At 72.2% G+C, this 21,808-nt stretch carries 25 protein-coding genes; 6 read left to right on the top strand and 19 right to left on the bottom strand.

Translation table 11 applies throughout. From position 1 onward, the window contains the following. The first annotated feature begins 28 nt into the window (after positions 1-28). Positions 29-1,234, top strand: coding sequence for a PspA/IM30 family protein (locus tag E1298_RS49510; protein WP_131894702.1), 1,206 nt, complete (start codon positions 29-31; stop codon positions 1,232-1,234). Between the two features lie 36 nt (positions 1,235-1,270). Here E1298_RS49510 and E1298_RS51810 read toward each other — a convergent pair whose 3' ends face one another. The 7 genes from E1298_RS51810 to E1298_RS18055 form a co-directional block, all read right to left on the bottom strand. Beyond that, complete coding sequence (locus E1298_RS51810) at positions 1,271-1,969, bottom strand: transposase (protein ID WP_424923095.1); 699 nt, start codon at positions 1,967-1,969, stop codon at positions 1,271-1,273. A gap of 127 nt (positions 1,970-2,096) precedes the next feature. Further along, positions 2,097-2,495 (bottom strand): hypothetical protein, encoded by a 399-nt coding sequence (locus tag E1298_RS18075; protein ID WP_131894700.1) that lies wholly within the window; start codon positions 2,493-2,495, stop codon positions 2,097-2,099. 407 nt (positions 2,496-2,902) lie between these two features. Continuing rightward, positions 2,903-3,694 (bottom strand): methyltransferase domain-containing protein, encoded by a 792-nt coding sequence (locus E1298_RS18070; RefSeq protein ID WP_207944700.1) that lies wholly within the window; start codon positions 3,692-3,694, stop codon positions 2,903-2,905. A 30-nt stretch (positions 3,695-3,724) separates the two neighbouring features. Beyond that, positions 3,725-4,264 (bottom strand): hypothetical protein, encoded by a 540-nt coding sequence (locus E1298_RS18065; RefSeq protein WP_131894696.1) that lies wholly within the window; start codon positions 4,262-4,264, stop codon positions 3,725-3,727. Next, complete coding sequence (locus tag E1298_RS51200; RefSeq protein ID WP_279498656.1) at positions 4,261-4,392, bottom strand: hypothetical protein; 132 nt, start codon at positions 4,390-4,392, stop codon at positions 4,261-4,263. The genes E1298_RS18065 and E1298_RS51200 overlap by 4 nt, the downstream gene beginning before the upstream one ends. 208 nt (positions 4,393-4,600) lie before the next feature. Beyond that, positions 4,601-4,792, bottom strand: a complete 192-nt coding sequence (locus tag E1298_RS18060; RefSeq protein WP_131894694.1) for a DUF397 domain-containing protein — start codon at positions 4,790-4,792, stop codon at positions 4,601-4,603. Continuing rightward, positions 4,764-5,507 (bottom strand): DUF5753 domain-containing protein, encoded by a 744-nt coding sequence (locus E1298_RS18055; protein WP_165975522.1) that lies wholly within the window; start codon positions 5,505-5,507, stop codon positions 4,764-4,766. The genes E1298_RS18060 and E1298_RS18055 overlap by 29 nt, the downstream gene beginning before the upstream one ends. A gap of 506 nt (positions 5,508-6,013) precedes the next feature. Here E1298_RS18055 and E1298_RS18050 point away from each other — a divergent pair. The 3 genes from E1298_RS18050 (at position 6,014) to E1298_RS18040 (ending at position 8,138) form a co-directional block, all read left to right on the top strand. Further along, positions 6,014-6,352, top strand: coding sequence for a hypothetical protein (locus E1298_RS18050; protein ID WP_131894690.1), 339 nt, complete (start codon positions 6,014-6,016; stop codon positions 6,350-6,352). Beyond that, a complete protein-coding gene (locus E1298_RS18045; RefSeq protein WP_131894688.1) occupies positions 6,349-6,681 on the top strand; it encodes a hypothetical protein in 333 nt (110 codons plus the stop codon). Before E1298_RS18050 ends, E1298_RS18045 begins: the two co-directional genes overlap by 4 nt. 644 nt (positions 6,682-7,325) lie before the next feature. Continuing rightward, on the top strand, positions 7,326-8,138 hold the full coding sequence (locus tag E1298_RS18040) for a class I SAM-dependent methyltransferase (RefSeq protein WP_207944699.1): 813 nt from the start codon (positions 7,326-7,328) through the stop codon (positions 8,136-8,138). Positions 8,139-8,183: 45 nt separating this feature from the next. Here the strand turns inward: E1298_RS18040 and E1298_RS18035 are convergent, their stop codons facing one another. The 11 genes from E1298_RS18035 to E1298_RS17985 form a co-directional block, all read right to left on the bottom strand. Continuing rightward, the gene (locus E1298_RS18035) at positions 8,184-9,740 is read right to left on the bottom strand and encodes an ABC transporter substrate-binding protein (protein WP_131894686.1); all 1,557 of its coding nucleotides are present in this window, start codon (positions 9,738-9,740) and stop codon (positions 8,184-8,186) included. Next, positions 9,737-10,615, bottom strand: a complete 879-nt coding sequence (locus E1298_RS18030; RefSeq protein ID WP_131894684.1) for an ABC transporter ATP-binding protein — start codon at positions 10,613-10,615, stop codon at positions 9,737-9,739. Before E1298_RS18030 ends, E1298_RS18035 begins: the two co-directional genes overlap by 4 nt. Positions 10,616-10,617: 2 nt before the next feature. Continuing rightward, on the bottom strand, positions 10,618-12,486 hold the full coding sequence (locus E1298_RS18025; RefSeq protein ID WP_131894682.1) for a dipeptide/oligopeptide/nickel ABC transporter permease/ATP-binding protein: 1,869 nt from the start codon (positions 12,484-12,486) through the stop codon (positions 10,618-10,620). Further along, a complete protein-coding gene (locus tag E1298_RS18020; protein WP_131894680.1) occupies positions 12,483-13,415 on the bottom strand; it encodes an ABC transporter permease in 933 nt (310 codons plus the stop codon). Before E1298_RS18020 ends, E1298_RS18025 begins: the two co-directional genes overlap by 4 nt. Before the next feature lie 13 nt (positions 13,416-13,428). Beyond that, the gene (locus E1298_RS18015; RefSeq protein WP_207944698.1) at positions 13,429-15,126 is read right to left on the bottom strand and encodes a CocE/NonD family hydrolase; all 1,698 of its coding nucleotides are present in this window, start codon (positions 15,124-15,126) and stop codon (positions 13,429-13,431) included. 124 nt (positions 15,127-15,250) lie between these two features. Continuing rightward, entirely contained in the window at positions 15,251-15,820 is a 570-nt protein-coding gene (locus tag E1298_RS18010) for a flavin reductase family protein (protein ID WP_131894678.1), read from the bottom strand. Between the two features lie 16 nt (positions 15,821-15,836). After that, entirely contained in the window at positions 15,837-16,181 is a 345-nt protein-coding gene (locus tag E1298_RS18005) for a cupin domain-containing protein (protein ID WP_131894676.1), read from the bottom strand. A gap of 15 nt (positions 16,182-16,196) precedes the next feature. Beyond that, positions 16,197-17,657: a 4-hydroxyphenylacetate 3-hydroxylase family protein gene (locus tag E1298_RS18000; RefSeq protein ID WP_131894714.1), complete on the bottom strand. Its 1,461-nt coding sequence runs from the start codon at positions 17,655-17,657 to the stop codon at positions 16,197-16,199. Further along, the gene (locus E1298_RS17995) at positions 17,657-18,301 is read right to left on the bottom strand and encodes a DUF2848 family protein (RefSeq protein WP_131894674.1); all 645 of its coding nucleotides are present in this window, start codon (positions 18,299-18,301) and stop codon (positions 17,657-17,659) included. Before E1298_RS17995 ends, E1298_RS18000 begins: the two co-directional genes overlap by 1 nt. Further along, positions 18,298-19,074, bottom strand: a complete 777-nt coding sequence (locus E1298_RS17990) for a nitrilase-related carbon-nitrogen hydrolase (RefSeq protein ID WP_131894672.1) — start codon at positions 19,072-19,074, stop codon at positions 18,298-18,300. The genes E1298_RS17995 and E1298_RS17990 overlap by 4 nt, the downstream gene beginning before the upstream one ends. Then, positions 19,071-19,736, bottom strand: coding sequence for a GntR family transcriptional regulator (locus E1298_RS17985; protein WP_131894670.1), 666 nt, complete (start codon positions 19,734-19,736; stop codon positions 19,071-19,073). The genes E1298_RS17990 and E1298_RS17985 overlap by 4 nt, the downstream gene beginning before the upstream one ends. 220 nt (positions 19,737-19,956) lie before the next feature. On the opposite strand from E1298_RS17985, the gene E1298_RS48175 reads away from it, so the two are divergent. Further along, positions 19,957-20,343, top strand: a complete 387-nt coding sequence (locus E1298_RS48175; RefSeq protein ID WP_165975521.1) for an STAS domain-containing protein — start codon at positions 19,957-19,959, stop codon at positions 20,341-20,343. 4 nt (positions 20,344-20,347) lie between these two features. Here E1298_RS48175 and E1298_RS17975 read toward each other — a convergent pair whose 3' ends face one another. Beyond that, a complete protein-coding gene (locus E1298_RS17975; protein WP_207944697.1) occupies positions 20,348-20,857 on the bottom strand; it encodes a mycothiol transferase in 510 nt (169 codons plus the stop codon). Between the two features lie 105 nt (positions 20,858-20,962). Here E1298_RS17975 and E1298_RS17970 point away from each other — a divergent pair, with 105 nt between their 5' ends. Continuing rightward, positions 20,963-21,427, top strand: coding sequence for a phosphatase domain-containing protein (locus E1298_RS17970; protein ID WP_131894667.1), 465 nt, complete (start codon positions 20,963-20,965; stop codon positions 21,425-21,427). The last annotated feature ends 381 nt before the right edge of the window (positions 21,428-21,808 follow it).

Here is a 21,808-nt window from a genome sequence, read left to right as displayed (position 1 = left end):
GACGGGAAGAATGGGCTACCGACTGCAGATGTCCGAGGAATTCCATGACTGGTTGACCGATCTCCGGACGCACGATCTTCCGGCGGCCCGGCTGGTCGGCGAGGCGGTCATCGCGCTCTTGGACGAGGGGCCCGGTTTAGGGCCTCCCCTCGTCGTCGCGGTCGGGTCGACGCTGGAGGCCCGCGATCCGGCGGCCGCGCTCGACCAGTCCTATCGTCACCAGCTCGAACTGCTCCAGAGAATCCGCCGGGGCGTCGCCGATATCGCGACCTCCCGCAAGCGGCTGGAGCTCCAGATCGATTCGCTGGAGGCCCGGGCGGACAAACTCGCGACGCAAGGCGAAAGGGCGGCGGCGTCCGGCGTGGACGGTCTCGCCGAACAGGTCCGCATGTACGAGGCCGTCGCCCGGGACGAGCTCGCCGACCTGCGCGGGCTCCTCCTCGACCGGCAAGCCGAGGAGGAGAGGGCCACCCTCGCCGCCCAGCGCGTTCAGGCCAAGGTGGAGGCTTTCCGCATCCGCAAGGAGGCCGTCAAGGACACCTACATCGCCGGACGGGCTCAAGCGGACATTGAAGAGGTCCTCACCGAAATCGGGGAGGGCGACGGCTCGGTATCGGACACGGACGAGGTGATCGCCGCCGCCCGGTCGGCCGCCGAGTCGCTTCGGGACGGTGCCAAGGAATTGGAGCGGGAAGCACTGGCGGCGGGCGGCACCCCGCCCGGCCGACCTGAGAATTCCGCTGACCTCCACGAATTGCGGTTGGCCGCGCTGACGGGCCAGGACGTCCGCCTCCTTTTCGTGATCACGCCTCCGAACACCGTCGTACTGCTAGCAGCAGGAGACCGCAGCCAATGGCGCGGCCCGACACCACCGAGTGAAGATGAAGCCCTTTCCGCCGCCTATTCCAAGCAGTCGTTCCTCGACGCGTTCTTTCCCGATGACGCGCCGGAAATGACGGCCGGGGCGGCTCGGCTGATCGCCCGCAACCGGGTGTGGCCCCTGACGAAACTCCGCCGCCGGTCCGGCCTCACGCGGGCGCAGGTGGCCGGGCACATGAACGTCCAGGAAGAACGGGTGGCGGCGGTCGAGCACGCCGAGCCCGGCGCCACCGACATCCCCGCGCTCGCCGCCTACGTGCGGGCGCTCGGCGGCCGCCTGGAGGTCGTCGCCGACTTCGGCACCGAACGGGTCGTCCTCAAACCAGCGGACGAGTACGACAGCCGTAGATCGTGATCACATTGCTGGGCAACGTCTCGGGGATCGAGGTTCTCAGGTCTGGATGAGTCGTTCGGCGTGCTCGGCCTCGTCTTTCCGGACGGGGCTGGGCCGTGCGCTGCGAAACCGCCAGCGCGTGGTGACGCCGTCCGGCCCCTGGGACAAGGCTTCCTCGATCCGGCTGCGGACATCGGCCTCAGATGTGGGATCGGTGGCGAAGAGCACGCGTAGCCTTACCTCCGAGCCGGACCGTTCCGCAGCGGTGTGATGCGGGGCCAGCGGGCACGGCGGCTCGTGTTCCCAGTGCCCGCACAGCGCGACCGTGATGGCTGCGCCGGGTGCTCGCACATCGTCGTCCGCTCCCATGACGAGGACCGCCTCGTGGGCGAATGCTTGGCGCACTGGCCCAGTGTGCACCGGATCGGCGGCGCAGGTCGACCCAGTTGAGCCGGTGGGCCGCGTCCTGGACGCTTCGGATGACGAGCGCGATGAACAGGCGACGTAGCCGGTGCCGCGCTGCTCCAGTGCGGCCCGCAGCTTCGGGCTGCCGCCGTAGACCTCGTCGCCCGTGACCCACGGGATGCGATGGCCGGCGTCCAGGAACTGGGCGATCATGCGGGCGGCGAGTTCCGGCCTGGTCGCGAACGCGGTGTCCTCGCCGAGCTCGGCATCCCGGCAGCGATCGGGGCCGGCCGCCCACGAGCTACCAATCGCTACTGGACGCACTGGAGGTGCAGCGATGACCTCGCCCATCGAGGGCGGTCCGACACCACCCGGGAACTTGGCCAACTACGACGCAGGTCAGGAGTGGCGCCAGACGCGTCCCGGCGGGTCGGCTCGATTCACCCCTCCGAATAGACAACTCACCGGGTCTTGACAATTAGCGTTTCTTTGAGGAGCCGACCCGGCTGAGATACCGGGCGACCCACTCCATACCGATCACTGCCAGCACAAGCGCTATCCAGGAGAACATTCCACTTGTCAGGTCGCCAAGTGCGACGATCGCCACGACCCCTCCTACCACACCGCAGGGCAGCGCCACACCCCAGCGGACGGTCGGCGACGTCCGGCGGGCGATCACAACCGCGACAAGCCCGACCGATACCGTCACCAATGCCACGATCAGCGCGCCGATCGAGCCGCTTCCCCCGAAGAGCTGCTTGTCGGCGGCGTCTGGAACGATGAGCCAGGCGAAAAGTGTCCCGCCGAGACTGACCTCCGCCACGGCCGCCCACATCAGCGCCTCGGTACGCCCAGGGACAAGGTCGATACGTTTCATACCAGCACAGGCTATCCGCACCGGGCGCGCACGAGACCGGATCATTGAGTCGAATAGCGTTGGTTCGTTAGGTAAAGGATGTTGGTGCCGCGAGGGCCAGCCGCGCATGAAGGAGATCGCCAACGCGCTGCGCAGGATGGCCAGCAACTACGAAAACGCCGAGGCCGAGGGCGCGGCCATGTTCAAGGAGATCTTCTAGTCCAAGCAGGAGTTTTGAATGGGATTCTCGATTGCGCAGTACCAAACTCGGCCGTTCTCTGGACGATCCGGCCCTGGGTGAGGGGGACACAGCGTCCTTGATGGCGGTACGACCGGGCGGTGAGGATCGGCCCGTTTCCCGAGGAGGCCGACATGGAAGGACGGCGGGAAGAGGCGCGCCGCCCCGGCCCCGACCGGGATACCTGCTCCTAGGCGGGTTTGCGTGCCCATGCGGAGATGAGGGGCGCGAGCGTGATGTCGAGGCGGCCTGCGGCGATGGCGGCGAGGTGGCGGTCGATCTCCACTTCGGTGGCGTGGCCGCCGGCGATGAGCTCGTGGCGGACCTGCGTGATGGTGGCGGCCTCCAACCGGCCGCAGGCGGGAGAGGTGAGGGGGAAGAAGGCGTCGGCGCGCACGTCGTCCAGCCCGGCCTCCCGGAGCAGGCGGGGAAGCGTGCGGCCATAGGCCAGGTCGGCGCCGCGACCGGCCAGCAGCGTCCGGAATCCGGCGCGGAGCCGGTTGGCCAGCCGCTCCTCGGGGCCGTGCTCGTCGAGGCAGGCCAGCGGTTGCAGCGCCGGGTCGGCGTCCTCGATGAGCAGGACGCCGCCCGGGCGCAGCGCCCCTATCATCGTCCGGAGCGCCTGGTCGCGGTCGGCCAGGTGGACCAGGAGCAGGCGCGCATGGACGAGGTCGAACGTCTCGGCGGGCGCCTCGTCCTCGATGACGTCATGCCGCCGCACTTCCACCACGGCCCCGGCCGCCGGCCGCGCCCAGGAGACGTCGATGTCGGTGGCCAGAACCCGGCCCCGCGCGCCGACCCGCCCGGCCAGCCATCGCGGGATGGACGGCCCGCCGGCGCCGACCTCCCAGCACCGCCACCCCGCCTCGACGCCCAGCTCGTCCATGTGCCGGAACGTCCACGGGTCGAACAGCTCCGCGATGGCCTCGAAGCGGAGGCCCGCCTCGGCCTGCCGGTTGCTCAGAAGGTATTCGCGCTTCATCCGTCCCATGGTGCCCCCTCGGGGGACCGGTCATCCGTGGCGGTGGCGGCGGACGGCGTAGGCGGCCGTCACCGCCGCCAGCAGCGGGCCCCACGCGACCAGGGGCAGGTAGCAGGCGGCGAGGATCACCGCCTTGGCGCCGTGCGGCATCTCCGGATCGTCGCTCGGCTGGAAGCTGAGGATCAGAGGCGTCCAGAGCGCCATCAGCGCGACGGAGCCGAGCGCCGCCGGGACGATCGCGGTCATCGGACGGATCGTCCGGCCGCGCAGGAACGGCACCCACCTCGGCCAGATCTCGCCCCACGGCCGCACGAGGCCCAGGCTGAGGAAGGCCACCGCCTCCGACACGGCGGTCAGGGCGATCACGTAGGGCAGCACGAACCAGTCGTTCTGCGGATCCAGGGAGCCGGTGAAGCCCGCGGGGAGGCCCAGCCCGAACAGGATCCGCCAGATGCCCGACGGGAGCACGCACCACAGCGTGGCCTGCGCGGCCCAGTCGGCCCACCGCGGCACCGGTCCCCGGGTCGTAGCGGCCGCGACCGGTGCGGCCGGTGTACGGACGGCGATCATCGGACGCTCGTGGTGGCGACGGCCTCGGGGGCGCCCGACCCGGTGGCGAGCATCGCGCCGCCGATCAGGGCGGTGAGGACGGCGATCAGCACCAGCTTGACCTTGGCCTTCGTGCTCAGCGGGAACATGGCATCCTTCCTGGAGTGGCAGGTCCACGATCCCGGCGGCCGCGGCCCTGACACCTCCCCCGTGCGGCCTAGCGCCCTCCCTCCGTGGGAGGGTTCAGCGGCTATCGAGTTGAGGCGGGCTGCCTAGCGCCGCGACCTGGCCTACGCCACCCCACAGACAGCACAAAGCCCCGACGACAAGGCGATCGGGGCTTGTGCGGTCGGCCGGTTACGGCATGTCGTGGTCGCCGCGCTTGATGGTGGTTACGAGGTCGCGGAAGCTTGCGGCGGGGAGCGCGACCTTGGGGCCGCCGGGGTCCTTGCTGTCACGCACGCCGACCGCGCGGGTCAGGCGTGCCAGCTCGACACAGTCCGCTTGCCCAGAGTCGGCGCTACGGCTGGACTTCCTCCACTGGATCATTGCTGTGTTCCTCGATCATCTCTCGGAGTCTCTCGCGGGTCGCCGCTGCTGAGAGTGCGTGCCCGCTGGCACGATCAAACGCGACTGTGAGTCTGCGTAGATCGTCGGTTTCGGTCACCAGTCTTCCACGCGCGGGAGTCTCGACAAACCCGACTTCTCTCTCTGGGGTGGTGGCCAGGTAGAAAGCGCCTACGAGTCCGGGGTGGGGGCCCGCGCTGAGCGGGACCAGCCGAAGCGTGACGTTGGGAAGGTCCGCCACTTCGGTTAGGCGGGTGAGTTGCTCCAGACGAGCCGAGGACGGGATCACGAGTAGTGCGTTCTCCGTCAGCACCACAGACACGTATGGCGCGCCGTCGCGAGTGATGACCGCTTGTCGGGCCATCCGCTGAGCTACTTGCCCCTCTACGTCCGGTAGGCCTTCGAGTGTGAAGGCCGTCTCGGCGTAGGCGGGTGTTTGGAGCAGTCCAGGGATGAACGCTACGCCGTTGATCCGCAGGACGGTGGCAAGTGACTCGTACTCCGCGAACGCGAGGAACTGAGCGGGGGCCTGTGTGGTGCTCGCGAAGTGGTGGAGCGCCTCAAAGAGTCCGCCGGTTCCCCATGTTGCATCGAGAGTTCGGAGAGCATCCACGGGAGGATGATTCCGGTTGGCCTCCCAATTCGAGACGGTCTTATGATCGGCTGCGACGAGCCGCCCGACCTCGGCCTGCGACATCCGATGCTGCTTGCGGTGTATCCGCAGCGTACGAGCTAGAAGCGACCACAGGTCAGCCATCGGGTCTATTGACTCTGCGGTTGTGATCATTAATCCTCCGTGACTCTCGTTTGCCTCGCGAGATAAGGAGAACTGTAGTCCGCCTGTGCGAATCTGTGCCACGGAATGCCGACATCGCTCGCGGACAGAATGCCCCGGGAGGTCATTATGGGCAGCAGGTCAGCAACATCCGGAATGCCACACATCAACCAAAAGTCCGATAGTCAGCTCACGGAGCGGCTTTCGTGCGCTCTCGCCGCTCTCGAAGTCGATCTCCTCGCGTGGAGGTGGCGCCGGACGTGCGGTATCTCGTGGCTCTCTCGCGCGGCGCATGCCGCGAGTCCTGCGGCGCGGTGATGCCAGGCATGGGCGCACACGCGAAACGACACTCTCCGGGACCAGAGACGCGGACCGAGCCGCCGCGAGACGATCAGCTCTCGTCCAGGCCAGGAGGTTTGGAGGCGGACATGAGTCGTTCGGTCGCCGCCCTGCTCCATGCGCTCGCCGCGGTTCATTCGGAGCGGCTGGAGGCGCTCAAGGCCGTCCGGGCGTACTTCAGCGTCCTTGGCGCGAAGGACGTGGCGTGCGCGCTGGCGGAGGCGGGCGGGTATCCGGTGCTGGCGGTGTCCCGGGTGGACGGCATCGGGGGGACGCTCACGCTTGGGTGCACCTATGACCGCAGGCACGGGCAGTGGTGGATCACGACGCCCGGGGCGAACGGTCAGACGGGCTGGCTTGCTCTGGCCCAGGACCCGCGGGGCGCGGCGGAACTGGCGATCATGGAAATGCGGCGGCGGCGGGCATGACGCACGACACGGCGGCGGAGTTGCGCCGTCCGGCGGACATGGTGGAGAACGTGGTCGCGGCGTTCGCGGAGGTGTGGCGCTCTCGGGGCATGCCGCCCGCGCTTCTCGGTTCGATCTGTGAGTTCGCGCGGGAGGAGGCCGAGACCCGGCTCAGGGACGCTTCCGCGCGGGACGCGACATCCGCGCTCGTCCTTGCGTGGGGCGTGGCGTGGCTCGTCCTGGAGCGGCACATGGAGCACCACAGGTTCCTCAAATCGACGATCAACGAGGTGATCGGCGCGGCGGGCGAGAAGGTGTCGGAACTCGCCGCCAGTGACGGGGGCCCCTGAGAACGGCCCACGCGGTCGCCGCGATTCCGCGCGCGTTCGTGTGGGCAGGCCGGGACCCGGGGGTGAGGGTGGGCGTTCCTCCCCCTGGGGCCCGTGCCAAATGCTCACACGGTCGGGAATCGTAACCGGCGGCCGTGTGGGTCCCGTCCGTGGATGTCCCCCCGGCGTCCATGGGCGGGAACGCTGTCCGAGCGCGAGACCCCCGAATTCTGTAGCGGAGATCGGGCGCGGTCCGCCGGGCAGCGAGAGCGGCCCCGGAACCTCCTGGGGAGGCAGGTTTCGGGGCCGCTCGTGCGGCATGCCGTGCTCCCATCCTCCGAGACACCCCCTGGCAGCCGAAGAGCGCAGCGGCGGCTCAAGGAGGAGGGCCTCAGCGGGCGGCGGCAAGGTTCGAGCCGTAACTGTCGGTCGGCCGAAACGTTGCGATCGCGTGCGAAGCCAGGTTCGAGCCTGCGAGAACCTGATCGCGCAGCGAGCCGCTAGGCGAGTCGGAGCGATGCAGCGATCGCCGCATTGCCCGCCGAAGGAAGGCGCGCTAGCGCCTGACGCCAAGGGCGGTGCAATAAATACAGCGCCCGTTGAAGGAGGGTGTTCAACGCTTGACGTCGAGGGCACTGCAATAGACATCAGCTAGCGTCGCTTACGTGATCAGAGATGCGGGCGCCAGCAACCGGGTCAATTGGGACGTGTGGGCCGCCGTCCATGGGCAGGACGCGTACTACGACAGCGCGGGACTGGTGGCGGGCGCGGACTCGCTGACCGACGTGGAGCGCGCCGGGCTGGCCGCTGCCGTCGGCGAGGTGGACGGGCTGGACGTCCTGCATGTCCAATGCCACATCGGCTTCGACAGCGTGTCGCTGGCGCGGCGCGGGGCCCGGGTGACGGGTGCCGACTTCTCGACGGTGGCGCTGGAGAAGGCGCGGGATCTGGCGCGCCGCTGCGAGGTGGACGTCCGGTTCGTCGAGGCCGACGCCGCCGCGCTGCCGCCGGTGCTGCGGGACGGCTTCGACCTGGCTTACGCCACCGTCGGGATCCTGTGCTGGATCGCCGACGTCGGCGCGTGGATGCGTTCGGTGGCCTCGACCTTGCGGCCCGGCGGCCGGCTGCTCCTCTTGGACATCCACCCGCTGTGGCAGATGGTGGACACCGTCGACCCGCTGGTCCTCGACTTCCCGTACGCCTTCGACGGCCCGCACGAGTTCGCGGCGTCGGGCTCGTACGCCGCGGAGGCGGAGGCGACCACGACGGTGGAGTTCGGGCACTCCCTCGGCGAGATCGTGACGGCGGCGGTCTCCGCCGGGCTGCGCGTCGTCCGGCTGGACGAGCACCTGGACTCGCCGCTGGACTTCGGCCGGGGCCAGGCCGCGGACGCCGACGGGCGCTACCGGTTCCGGGTGAGCGGGCAGCTCCTGCCGGTGCTCTACACGCTCATCGCCGAACGCCCGCCCTCGGAGTGAGGACGCGCCCGGGCACCTGGCTCGTGCCCGGGCGCGCGCCGCGGGTCAGGGGGCGCTGGACTTCGGTGCCCAGTACAGGACGTCCAGCGCGCCGTTGGAGCCGTAGGAGCCGAGCCCGGAGACCCCCTTCGCGAAGACGTAGTTGTGGATGACCGAGATCGGGACGAACCACGCCTGGTCGACCACGGCCGTGTTGAGCGCGCGGGCCGCGGCCTCCTGGCGGGCGGCGGGGGCCGCGCCGAGGGCGGCGAAGGCCCTGGTGATCTGCGGATCGCTGCTCTTGTAGGGGTTGAGCGGGGACGCGGCGCCGGTGAAGTTGAACAGGGCGCTGGCGAACATCGGTGAGGACAGCCGGAACGTGGTCACCGCGTACTTGTGCGAGGACAGCTCCGCCACGTACTTGTTGAGGTCGTTGCCGACGTTGTGGAGCGAGACCCGGACGCCGACCTTGGCCAGCTGCGCCGCGACGGCCTGCGAGACGACGTTCATTCCGAACATCGACAGGTCCACGAGCTGCACCTCGAAGCCGCCGGGATGGCCGGCGTCGGCGAGCAGCTTCCTGGCCTTGGCCGGGTCGTAGGGGTAGGCGGCCTCCAGCGCGGGGTCGTGGCCGTCGGTGCCGGGCGGGGCGATCTGCCCGGCCGGGGTGTAGCCGGTGCCGAGCGCCTTCGCGATCGCGGCTCGGTCGATCGCGTGGTTCAGCGCCTGGCGGACGCGCCGGTCCCCGAGCGGCGGGGACGTCGCGCCGGCGCGGTCGATCAGGTACAGGGACAGGACGCCGGGATCTCCGGCCAGGACGGTCACGCCATGCCCCCTGGCCTGGGACGACAGGGTGGCGGTGGCGTTCAGGTCGACGTCGATCTGCCCGCTGTTCAGCGCCTGGAGGGCCGAGTTCGGGTCGCCGATCACCTTGACGACGACGCGGTCCCAGCGCTGCTCGGAGGGCTTGTAGTAGCCGCGGTTACGCACCAGTGTGTAGTGGTCCCCGGCGATGGTGGCCGCCGGGTCCAGTGTGTAGGGCCCGGCGCCGAATGTCTTGGTGGTGAGCTGCGCCGGGTTCCTCAGCCCGGCGGGGCTGATGACGTCCCCCCAGTTGACGAGCTGGCTGAACACGTAGGGCAGCATCGGGTTCGGGGACGACAGGTCGACCCGGACGGTGGTGCCGCCGGTGGCCGAGGCGCCGCGGATCCCGGTGAGGAACGGGCTCATCGAGCCGGGGTTCTTGAGGTAGTAGGACAGGGTCGCGGCCACGGCGGCGGGGTCGACCGGCGTGCCGTCGGCGAACTTCACGCCGTCCCGGATCGTCATCTCGAACCGCTTGTTGCCCGTCCCGACGTACTTCCAGGACGTGGCGAGCCCGGGGCTGAACGTGCCATTGGAGTTGGCGCGGATCAGCGGCTCGTAGGTCAGCCAGTGGATGATGCCCTGGCCGCCGGAGCCGTTCTGTCCCGGGTTGAGGCTCTCGGGCGGCGCAGGGAGCGCGATGGTCAGCGTGGTGTCGCCGGACGCGGCGCCGGTCGAGGACGAGCAGGCCGTCAGCGCCAGCGCGGCGCAGCTCAGCACGGCGATGGCGGGCGGCCGGATCCTGCGGGTCGGGTTCATGGCATGGCCCTTTCGGCGTGGGTCTCGGGGGTGGGTGCCGGGGCGCCGCCGGCCCGGAGCCTCCGGCGGATCTCCCTGCGGCGGGCCTGCTCGGCCGGGTCGGCGACCGGCGCGGCGGCCAGCAGCGCCTGCGTGTAGGGGTGCCGCGGGGCCTCGCAGACCTGGGCGGCGGTGCCCGACTCGACGACGCGGCCCTGGCGCAGCACGACGACGCGGTCGGCGATGTGCCGGACGACCGCGAGGTCGTGGGTGATGAACAGGTATGCCAGGCCGTGGCGTTCCCGCAGGTCGGCGAGCAGGTTCAGGACCTGCGCCTGGACCGACAGGTCCAGCGCGCTGACCGCCTCGTCGCAGATCAGCAGCCGCGGCGCGGGCATGAGCGCGCGGGCGATGGCGATCCGCTGGAGCTGCCCGCCGGAGAACTGGGCCGGGTAGCGGGCGGCCGCCGTCCCGTCCAGCCCGACGGCCTCCAGCATCTCGGCGACCCGGGCGCGGACCTGCGGCGCCTTCATGCCGCGGAGCACCGTGACGGTCTCGGCGACGGTCTGCCCGATCGTCCGTCCGGGGTTGAACGACAGGTACGGGTTCTGGAAGACGACCTGGATCAGGCGGCTCAGCTCGCGGCGCTTCCGGCCGGACGCGGCGGTGATGTCGCGGCCGTCCAGCCGGATGGAGCCCTGGCCGACCGGGACGAGCCCGAGGACGGCCTTGCCCAGCGTGGTCTTGCCGGACCCGGACTCGCCGACGAGCCCGACCGTCTCGCCCGGCAGGACGTCCAGCGACACCTCCGACAGGGCGGGCGTCGAGCGCAGGCGCCGCCGTCCCGGGTAGCGGACGCTCACGTCCGACAGGTCGAGCAAAGGGGTCTCGGGCATCGTCAGCCTCCGGCCGTCGTGGTGTGGCGCGGGTGGAGGCACCGGTGGGCGGTGCCGTCGCCGTCCGCCGCGAGTTTCACCGGCGCCGCCGTGCAGTCGCCCGCGGCGAACCCGCAGCGCGGCGCGAAGCGGCAGCCGTCCGGCCACCGGCCCGCCGCCGGTACCGACCCGGCGAGGACGGGCAGGCGGCGTCCCGGCGTCCCGGCGCTCGGGTCGGCGGCGAGCAGCGCCTCGGTGTAGGGGTGCCGGGGGGCGGTGAAGACGCGGTCGACGCCGGTCTGCTCGACGACCTGCCCGGCGTACATCACCACGGCCCGGTCGCAGGCGTCGGCGACGACACCCCAGTCGTGGGTGACCAGCACGAGCCCCATTCCGGTGCGTTCGCGCAGCTCGCGGAGCAGGTCGAGGATCTCGGCCTGGACGGTGACGTCCAGGGCCGTCGTCGGCTCGTCCGCGATGAGCAGGGCCGGTTCGCCCGCCAGCGCCCGCGCGATCGACACCCGCTGCGCCATCCCGCCCGACAGCTCGTGCGGATACCGGGTCATGACCGTCGCCGGACGCGGCAGCCGCACCATCTCCAGTAGTTCGGCCGCGCGGGCCCGGGCGGCCCGCCGGTCCAGCCCGGTGTGGTGCCGGACGGCCTCGGCGACCTGCGCCCCGACGGTGAACAGCGGATCGAGCCCGGCGACGGGCTCCTGCGCGATGTAGGCGATGCTGCGGCCCCGGATCCGGGCGATCTCCCGCTCGCTCATCGCGAGCAGGTCCCGGCCGTCGAACCGCAGTGCGGCGGCCGACACCGTCCCGCCCGCGGGCAGCAGCCGCAGCAGCGCGGAGACCGCCATGGTCTTCCCGCAGCCCGACTCGCCGACCAGGCCGACCGCTTCGCCGCGCCGCACGTGGAAGCTCACCTCGTCGACGATCCGCGTCGGCCCGCCGGGGCCCTCCAGCCGGACGGACAGGTCGCGCACCGACAGCAGCACGTCGTCGCCGTCTTCTTCGTCAACGCCCTTCTCCTGGTCGGGGGCGGTGACGCGGGTGCGCATCCGCCGCCACGACAGCGCCCCGGCGGTGGTGCGGTCGGACGCGGCGTCCCGGACGACGTCGCCGAGCACGCCCAGTGCCAGCGCCGTCAGGACGATCACGCCGCCCGTCGGGACGAGCATCCACGTCTGCCGGAAGATCGCCTGGGACGCCTCGGCGATGAGCCCGCCCCAGCTCGGCCGCGGCGGCTGCACGCCGAGGCCGAGGTAGCCCAGGGACGTCTCCACCAGCAGCGCCGACCCGGCGACCAGCGAGGTCAGCGAGATCACGGGCCCGGCGATCCGCGGCAGGACGTGCCTGCGCAGGATCTGCGGCGTGGTCAGCCCGGCCGCGCGCGCCGCCGTCACGAACGGCTCGTCCCGCACGTCGCGCGCCCCGGCCCGCACCACGCGGACGAGGCCGCCCGAGGCCAGGAACCCGAGCGTCAGCATCGCCGCCGACTCGTTGTGGCTGAAGATCGCCAGGACGGCCAGCAGGATGACGACCGCCGGCACCGACAGCAGCAGGTCGCAGACCCGCAGGATCATCCGGTCGGCGAGGCCCGGCCGGTACCCGGCCGCGAGGCCGAACAGCACGCCGAGGACGACGTAGACGGCCAGGGCCTCGGCGACGACGGGCAGGCTGACCTGGCCGCCGTGCAGGATGCGGCTGAGGATGTCGCGTCCGAGCTGGTCGGTGCCCAGCCAGTGCCGTCCGGTGGGGCCGCTGTAGACGGCGCCCAGGTCCTGCTCCTGCGGGTCGTAGGGGGCGACCCAGTCCGCCAGGGCGCACGCCAGGACGATCAGCGCGAGCCATCCGGCGCACAGCAGCCCGGCGGGGCGGCGCGTCATCGGGCCACCCCCTTCGGGGTGAGCCAGCCGGAGACGAGGTCGACGAGCAGGTTCACCGCGACGACCAGGACCGTGAAGTACAGGACCACGCCTTGCAGGACGGGCAGGTCGTGCTGCGCCGTCGCCGTCACCGCGAGCTGGCCGAGGCCGGGCAGCGCGAACAGCTGCTCGACCACGATCGAGCCGCCGAGCATGCCGATCAGCACGACGCCGAACACGTTCACGACGGGCAGCGCCGCGTTCTTCGCCGCGTGCCGGAAGATGATGGACCGGGCCGGGATCCCGTTGGCCCGCAGCGCGCGGACGTACTGCCGTCCCAGCACGTCCACCATGGCGCCCCGCACCTGCTTGGCGATCATCGCGATGCCGCCGACCGCCAGGCACGCCGCGGGCAGGACGAGCGACCGCGCCCACTCGGGCGGTGACTGCGCGAACGGCACATAGCCGGTGACGGGGAACAGCCCCGCCCGGACCGCCAGCACGACGACCAGCACCAGCCCGAGCCACGGCGCCGGGATGCTCATCCCGACGACGGCCGCGCCGTCCAGGACCCGCGCGGCCGCGCCGCCGCGCAGCGCGCCCGCCAGGCCCACCGCGACGCCCACCACGGCGATCACCACGGCGGCGCCCGCGAGCAGGCACAGGCTGACGGCCAACCGCGAGTTCAGCATCGCCGACACCGGCTCGCCGGTGAACAGCGAGCGGCCGAGGTCGCCGCGGGCCGCGTCCGCCAGCCACGCCCAGTACTGCGCCGACAGCGGCTCGTCGAGCCCGAGCTGCGACCTGACCTGCTGGTACGCGGCGGGGTCGGTGTTGGTCCCCAGGATGACGCGGGCGGCGTCGCCGGGCGTCAGCCACGCCAGGACGAACGTCAGCGCCGACAGCACGAGCAGCAGCGGGACCGACCAGATCAGCCTCTCGCCGACCATGCGCAGCACGGGGTCACGCGCCCTGGGCGGAGGCCGCGCCCTGCACAGAGGTCGCGCCTTGGCCGGCGGCCGCGCTGTGGGTGGTGGCCGCGCCTTGGGCGGGGGCCGCGCCCTGCACAGAGGTCGCGCCTTGGGCGGAGGCCGCGCTGTGGGTGGTGGCCGCGCTGGAGGTGGGGGCCGTGCTTTGGGCGGAGGGCGCGCCTTGGGAGGCGGTGAGTTCGTTGGGCGTGGTCCGGCCCGGCAGCAGGACTGTCGTGCCGGGGAGCAGCGTGGCCTGGGCGGGTGCCGCCGACTCGTCTGCGCGGGCGAGGGTGAGGCCGACGCGGAGCCGCTCGCCCGCATCGAGGCGGACGTGCACCGGATAGATCTCCACGTGCAGCGTTACCGGCGTCCTGGACGGCACCGGCTCGCCCGTGGCGTGCGCGTGCCACGGGACGACGATCTCCCCGTCCGGGCCGAGGAGGCTCCGGACGGTGTCCACGGCCCGGTGGGAGGCGCGGAGGCGGCCTTCGGTGAGCGGATGCGCCTGGCCGTCCCGCCGGACGACCGACACCCGGGCGTGCAGGTCGAAGTCGGAGCAGCCCTCGGCCTCCAGCACGGCCGTCAGCCCGACCGGCCCCAGGAACCGCGCGGGCCGCTCGGCCGGTGGCAGGTCGAAGGCCGCGGTCTCGCCCCACAGCCGCATCCCCGAGTCGGTGATCAAGTCGACCATGAGGTCGACGTTGGAGGGCGGCGGCGGGGGAGTGCAGGTCAGGGCGGGGACGATCGGGATCGTCCGGGCGTCCTCGACGGGCCGCCAGCGGATCCAGGCGATGTCGCCGGTCGCGGGCCAGTCGCCGCGGGTCTCCCAATCGTCCGTCCCGACGCAGGACAGTGACACATTGGCGCCAGGCGTCGTCGGGTCGGGGCCCTCGCCGCGCAGCCAGTGGTTCAGCCAGGCGGCCAGCTCGCGGCGCTGCTCGTCCGACAGGAAGGGCTCGTGGCTCCACGGGCCGACGACCAGCCGCTTCGGGCAGGTCGCCGCCTGGAACCCGCGGACCGTGCCGCGCAGGAAGTAGTCGTACCAGCCGCCGAGGAACAGCGCCGGAACCTCGATCGCCGACAGGTCGGGCGTGCTGCGGTGGAACAGCTCGGTGTCGAACCGCTCCCCGACGATCTCGCCGTAGAAGTGCCGCAGCCCCTGACGCTGCGTCTCCTCGCGCTGGCACGACAGGAACACGCGGGCTCCCCAGGCGGTGTGCGAGGGGATGCCGCCGCGCTTCCACATGTCACGGTAGAAGTCGGTGGGCGCGATCCAGGGCGCGATACAGCGCAGCCCGCGCGGCCTCCGGGCGCCGATCAGCAGCTGGTTCAGCCCCGAGTACGAGCCGCCGATCATGGCCGTCCGGCCGTCGCAGAAGTCCTGCCCCGCGGCCCATTCGAGCAGCTCGACGCCGTCGTCGACCTCGCGCGGCGACAGCACGCCGTCGTACGGGCCGGACGAGCCGCCGATGCCGCGCACGTCGGCGATGAGCACCTCGTAGCCCTCGCGGACGGGGACCTGGAGCAGCTCCATGTGCATGGGGGACTCCTTGCGGTACGGCGTGATGACGACGACCGCCGGGGCAGGCCGTCCCGACGCCGGATACCGCAGGACCGACAGGACGGCCCCGTCGCTCATCGGCACCTCCAGGAGTTCTGGGGTGGGGACCGGGAAGGGGATCGAGGGCATGGCGAACTCCTCAGATGGCCATCGCAGGGCCGAGGGGGTGAAGCGAGCAGCGGGACCGTGCTCGAAAAGGGGGACTGCGCTCAGGGGGCCGCGCAGGGCAGGGCCGGGCTTAGCAGGACTGTGCTCAGAAGAACCAGGCGAGGGGCTCGTGGCCCCGGCCGGTGAAGTCGCCGAACCGGCCGCCCAGGAAGGCCAGCGGCAGGCCGTCCCGGTCGCAGGTGCGGCGCACGGCGCCGAAGACGACGTCGTGGTCGCCGGCGGTGACGCGGCGGTCCACGGCGCATTCGAGGTGGGCGAGTGCGTCCGGGACGACCGGGACGTCGTGCTCGCCGTAGGTGAGGGGCAGCCCGGCGAAGTGGTCCTCGCCGCGCCCGGCGAACCGCCGGGCGATGGGCTCCTGGCGGGCGGCCAGGATCGAGACGGCGAACCTGCCGGACGCGGCGACCGCGCGGGCCGTCCGCGCCCGGCCGCCGAAGCAGACCAGGATCAGCGGCGGGTCCAGCGACACCGAGGTGAGCGAGTTGACGGTCATGCCGTGCGGGGCGCCGTCCGCGTCCAGCGTGGTGATGACGGCGACGCCGGTGGCGAAGCGCCCCATCACGCGGCGCATGGCGGCCGGGTCCGGTTCGATCGCGGACGGGGCGCCTTCCGGACGGTCTACGGCAGGGCCCGAGGGCGGTGCGGGCGGGGACATGGCGTGGCCTTTCCTCTCATGGGCGGTAGCGGACCTCGAAGGTGAGGCAGCCCTCCTCGCTGAGCCAGGGCCCGTGCTCCATGCCGGGCGGGCGGCAGGCGTACATCCCGGCGGTGAAGGTCTCGCCCAGCCGCAGGTCGGTGATCGACCCTTCGAGGATGTAGACCTCCTCCCAGAAGTCGTGCGCCTGCACGCCGTTGGGCGTGGTGTCGGTCCCCGGCTCGAAGCGCAGCATCCGGGTGGCGACGCCCGACGCGTCGTCGGCGGCCAGGATCCGCTCGGTCAGCTGCGGGACGTCCCCCGCGCAGGGCGTGAAGCCCACCTTCTCGGCGGCGAAGAACTCGTGTTCGGGCTTGGCCATCGGTGTCGTGTCCGTTCAGGCGGTGCTGCGGGCGTCGGTGTCGGTGTAGCCGGCGAGGAAGGCGTCGACGTCGGCGATGGCCTCGTCGTAGCCGAAGTTGCGGTAGGCGTAGCCCTTCGCGACGAACGGCGCCCCGGCGTAGAACATCTCGTACTGGTGGTGGCGGCCCGCGAACTCCGACCCGACCGCGTCCCAGACGAGCTTGAACAGCTTCACCCGCTCCACGGCCTCCACCCCCGGTGAGTGGACGTACCGGTCGATGTCGGCCCGGATCGCGGGATTGTGCAGGTCGGCGACGCTGGCGGGAAGCTGGAGGACGCCGCCGCCCGCGAGGTCCCGCAGGATCGCCAGGACGCGCGGGTACAGCTCGGCCTGCAGTCCCATCGCCCCGTAGACGGCCCGCGCGTCCGGCCGCCACATCCCGTTCCCGTCCGGCGCGGCCTTGTACTCGGCGGCGAGGACGGCGGACTCGACCAGCGACGCGAGACCCGCCAGCTCTCCCAGCTTCTCCTGGACGCCGGGGATCCGGCCGACGCCGTTGACGGCGGCGACCTTGCCCGCGAGGCCCGCGAGGAAGCGGAGCTTCACCACGAACCGGATCTGCGCCTGCCAGTTGCCGAGGACGTGGGCGCCCGTGCCGAAGAACTGCCGGCGCAGCCCGTCCACGTCCCGGTTCACGAACACGCGCTCCCAAGGCACGAACACGTCGTCCAGCACCACCAGGGCGTCGGTCTCGTCGTAGCGGGTGGACAGCGGGTAGTCGTAGCCGCTGCCGGCCGTCGCGTACGCGCGGCGGCAGTACAGCTTCAGCCCGTCCGCCGAGACCGGGACGGTGAAGCCGACGGCGAAGTCCCGGTCGTCCGGGGTGAGCGGCTTGATGCAGGAGATGAAGATCTCGTCCGCGACGGCGGCGCCGGTGGCGAGCATCTGCGCGCCGCGCACCACGATCCCGTCCGCGCGCTCCTCGGCGACGCCGGCCTGGATGAACTCCCCGTCCCACGCGTGCGCGGTCGCCGCCCGCGACACCTGCGGCGGGATGATCGCGTACGACACGTACAGGCTCTCCTCCAGCACCCGCCGGTGGTACCCGGTCACGCTGGACGACAGGTCCCGCTCCTCGGTGACGAACGACTCCGGCGACGAGGCGAACGACGCGATGAACGACCCGACATGGTCGGGGCTGCGGCCCACCCAGCCGTGCGTGTGCCGCGCCCACGTCTCGATCGCCCGCCTGCGCGCCGCCAGGTCCTCGCGGCTGCGCGGGATGGAGAACACCAGGTTCGCCTCGCCGCCGGTCTCGGGGGAGCGGTAGGCCATCCTGGTGGACGGGTCGGCGGCGAGGTCGAACAGCTCCGCCATCGTCCGCGCGATCGGCGCGAACGCGGGGTGGTGCACGACGTCCTGCACGCGCTCGCCGTCGAGGTAGATCTCGCGGGAGTCCTTCAGCGTCGCCAGGTACTCGTCTCCGGTCCGCATCACGACGCCCTCCTCTTCGTTTCGTAGTGGCAGGTCAGGGTGGTGGTGTCGACGGTGAGGGCCAGCCGCCAGCGGCTGCCGGGGACGAACGCGCCGTCCAGCAGCGGCAGCGTCCCGGCGAACACGACGAGGTCGCCGTCCAGGTCGCCGAGGGCCCCCGCGAGCCGTCCGAGCAGGTCGGCGGGGGTGCGCAGGGCCGACAGGCGGCCGGACTGGTAGCGCCGCCCGTCCACGCTGGACTCCACGCGGATCGCGTCCCACGACGTGTCGTCGGGCAGCGCGACGACCCGGTCGCCGAGGGGCTTGGGGCAGGCGGCCTTCGCGGCGCCGACGTCCGCGCGCTCGATGTCGCGGTCGGTGTGGTCGGAGCCCACGCCGAGGTAGTGGCGGCCCCGATGGCGGATCAGGACGGGCTCGACCTCGCCGGAGGTGTTCCCGCCGTCCACGGCGATTGCGGGTTCCGTGGTCAGCAGCGCGGGGTCGAGCCGGTAGAACGCGGGCACGGTCGGCGGCTCCGGCACCCCGATCGCCGCCAGCTCCTCGATGTGCGCGCGCGTCGCCCTCTCGTCCCGTCCGGTGTAGCCCGCGACGATCAGGTGCCGGGGCGCGCAGTCCAGGACGTCGCCGTTCAGATGCAGCCTCATGGGCGCCGGTCCCTCAGCACGGGGAACTCCTCGCGTGTCTTCGCCACGACGGCCGGATCGGCGTCGCACCAGACGATCTCCTCGCCGGTGCCGCCCTCGGCCAGGACGGTCCCCCAGGGGTCGACCACCCGGCTCGCGCCCGCCAGCTCCGTGCCGTCCTGCGTCCCGGCGGCGTTGCAGGCGGCGACCAGCACCTGCTCCTCGACCGCCCGCGCGGTGGTGAACAGCCGCCAGTGCCCGCGCCGTGCCGCGGGCCACGCGGCGGGCACCGCCACGGCCTCGGCCCCGGCGTCCAGGAGGTCCCGCCAGAGCTCGGGGAAGCGCAGGTCGTAGCAGGTGGTGGCGCCCATGGCCCCCAGCGGCGAGGTGGCCACGCCGACGTCCGCGCCCGGCGTGAGCAGCTGCGCCTCCCGCGACCGGTAGCCGAACACGTGGATCTTCCGGTACGTGTGGACGACGGTCCCCCGCGGGTCGATGAGCACCGCGGTGTTGTGCAGGCGGCCCTCGGGCGTCCGCTCGACGATGCTGCCCAGGTGCACGAAGCAGTTCAGGTTCGCGGCCCACTCCCGTCCGGCGGCCACGGTGTCGCCGTCCAGGGGCTCGGCCAGCTCGGCGTACCGGTCGAACGCGAAGTACCCGGGAAGCCAGAGCTCCGGCAGCATCACCAGGTCGGCGCCGGCGGCGTCCGCCACCATCCGCCCGACCCGCTCCAGACGCGCCGCGGGCGGCTCCGTCCCGGGGCTCGCGACCTGGACGAGGGCGACGCGCGTCACCGGTCGTCCCAGTTCGCCACCGCGGGCAGCCGCAGCACCGCCAGCGTCCCGCCGAGGTGCGCCGCCAGCGCCCGCGCCGACCGCAGCGGGTCGCCCGACCGGAGCGCGTCGACGATCGCGGTGTGCTCGGCCAGCACCACCCGGGCGCGGTCCTCCTCCGCCGCGATGGCCCGCAGGCCCATCCGGACCTGGCGGTCGCGCAGCGTCTCGTAGAACTCGGCCAGGACCGCGTTGCCCGCCGTCCGGACGATCGCCCGGTGGAACGCGCGGTCGCACTCGATGAACGCGACCGGGTCCTCCAGGAGCCCGCCCTGCTCGCGCACCAGCTCGTCCAGCTCCGGCGCCAGGCCCTCCGCCAGCGGCGCCGCCCGCCGCACGCACCAGTCCTCGACCAGCTCGCGGGCCTGCATGACCGCCTCGATCTCCGCGTCCGACACCGGCGGCACGAACGCGCCCTTCTTCGGCATGATCTTCAGGAAGCCCTCGGTCTCCAGCCGGAGCAGCGCCTCCCGCACGGGCGTCCGCGACGTCCCGGTCGCCTCGCACACCTCCGCCTCGGTCAGGAACGTCCCCTCGTGCCTGGGCAACGACCCGATGTGCCGCTTCAACCAGCGGTACGTGGTGTCCTGGGCACTCTCTCGCGCACCTTGTGGGCTCCTCATAGGCGTAATGTATACAACAGGTCGACAACGCACAAGGCGGCCGGTTCGGACGCACAAGGCGGCCGGTTCGGGGGCTCCCGCGACCCGCCGGCGGGATTTCGGTCGGCGATCTTCCGGATCGTCCCGCGCCGGATCCCATCGCGCGCCGCGGACAGGGCAGAATCGGGCCCTGCGGATCCGGGCCCGTCCCGTGGGGCCCGGCGATGAGGGAGGCGGGCCGATGACCGGATGCACCGTGACATGCCGGGCCTTGGGCCGGTACACCGTCGTGGCACTGGACGGGGATCTCGATCTACCCACCGTCCAGCAGGCCGAGCGCGAGGTCCGCGAGGGGCGCCGCGAACATGGCGAGCACCTGGTGTTCGACCTCGCGCGGCTCGCGTTCCTCGACTCCAGCGGGCTCAGCCTGCTGCTGAAGTTCTACCTGGCCGCCGAGGGCCGCGGAGGCAGCGCGGCGCTGGCCGGCCCCGTGTCCGACCGGGTCGCCCGCGTGCTCCAGGTGACCAACCTCGACCAGCGCCTGGCCATCCACCCGTCACTGGAGGCCGCGGTGAGCGACCCGCCCGCCGAAAGACGCTCCGGGGCCCGCACGGCCGACCCGCACTGAAAGATCAGGAGCGCAGCACCAGGCCGCGGACGAAGGCCGCCTGGCCGCCGTGCTGGAGCCCGTCGGAGATCACGCTGATCAGGCGCACGGCCAGCGTGACCGGCGGATCCCACGCCTCGTCGACGACGCGGCCGAGATCGCCGCCGGTCAGCGTCCCCACGTACTCGACCGTCCGGTCGTGGACGGCGTCGTGGTAGCCGGTCAGCAGGTCCGCCGACGCGACCCGCACCGCCGCCACCTCGTCGCTCGAATGCCCATAGCCCGTTTCGGACGCCTCGAACGGCAGACCGAATCTCGGCTCCCAGCCGTCCGCCGTCCACACCTGGGAGGTGCCGGCGGCGTCCGCGATGTGATCGTCCTGGACGCGGCTCAGATGCCACACGAGCCACGCGATGGAGTTGGCGTCGCCGTCGGCCCGGAAGGCGAGCTGTTCCGCCGTGAGCCCGCCGGCGGCCCCGTGGACCACCTCCCGGACACGGCCGAAGGCATCGGTGAGCAGATCAACACTCGTCACCCAGCCGACGCTACCCCCGAACCACCCGCCTCACGCCTCCCGGCACGGCCCGATCACACCGTCCTCCGTCCCGCGATTGTGGCCGTCCCGGCAGAATGGGCTGCCATGAGCACCGAACGCCTCCGGGACGCGATCGAACTGCCCGACGGATCCTGGGTCCGCGGCCGCGGCCTGCGGCGCCCCGCCCCGGCGGGCGCGCCGCCCGAGCACGCCCTCTACCTCGGCTCGAACCGGATGCGCCGCCGCTACGACCCCGCCCTGACCTGGCCCCACGACTGGATCGAGTGGCCCGACTTCCTCCTGCCCCGCGACTCCGAACGGGCCGCCGCCCTCATCACCGCCCTCCACGAACGCGCCCGCACGGGCCGGCGGGTCGAGGTCGCCTGCGGCGGCGGCGTCGGCCGCACCGGCACCGTCATCGCCTGCCTGGCGATCCTCTCCGGCCTGCCGCGCGCCGACGCCGTCACCTGGACGCGAAAGAACTATCACCACAAGGCGGTCGAAACGCCCTGGCAGCGGCGATGGGTGCACCGTTTCCCCGCTAACCCCGCGCGGCGAGTGGGTACCTGATGAGGCATGACCACACCCGACCCCGCATCGCCCGACCCCGCATCGCCCGATCCACCGGCCGACGACCGGCAAGCCAAATCACCCCCCGGCAAGCCGACCCACCCCGAACCACCAAGCGCTGAACCGCCCAGCCCCGGGGCGCCAAGCGCCGAACCGCCGCGCCCCGGGCAGCCCGGCGCCGAACCACCCCGTCCCGGGCTGCCAGGCGCTGAATCATCCCGCCCCGGGCCGCCAAGCGGCGAATCATCCCGCCCCGGGCCGCCAAGCGCCGAACCACCGCGGTCCGGGCCGCCCGGCGCTGAACCACCGCGCCCCGGGCCGTCAAGTGCTGAATCATCCCGCCCGGGGGCGCCCGGCGCTGGGGCGGCGGCCGCGGGGGCG

This window comes from Actinomadura rubrisoli (assembly GCF_004349215.1).
Taxonomy (GTDB): Bacteria; Actinomycetota; Actinomycetes; order Streptosporangiales; family Streptosporangiaceae; genus Spirillospora; species Spirillospora rubrisoli.
Note: the sequence above shows the minus strand (reverse complement) of the source record. Positions and strands in the feature narration are given on the sequence as shown.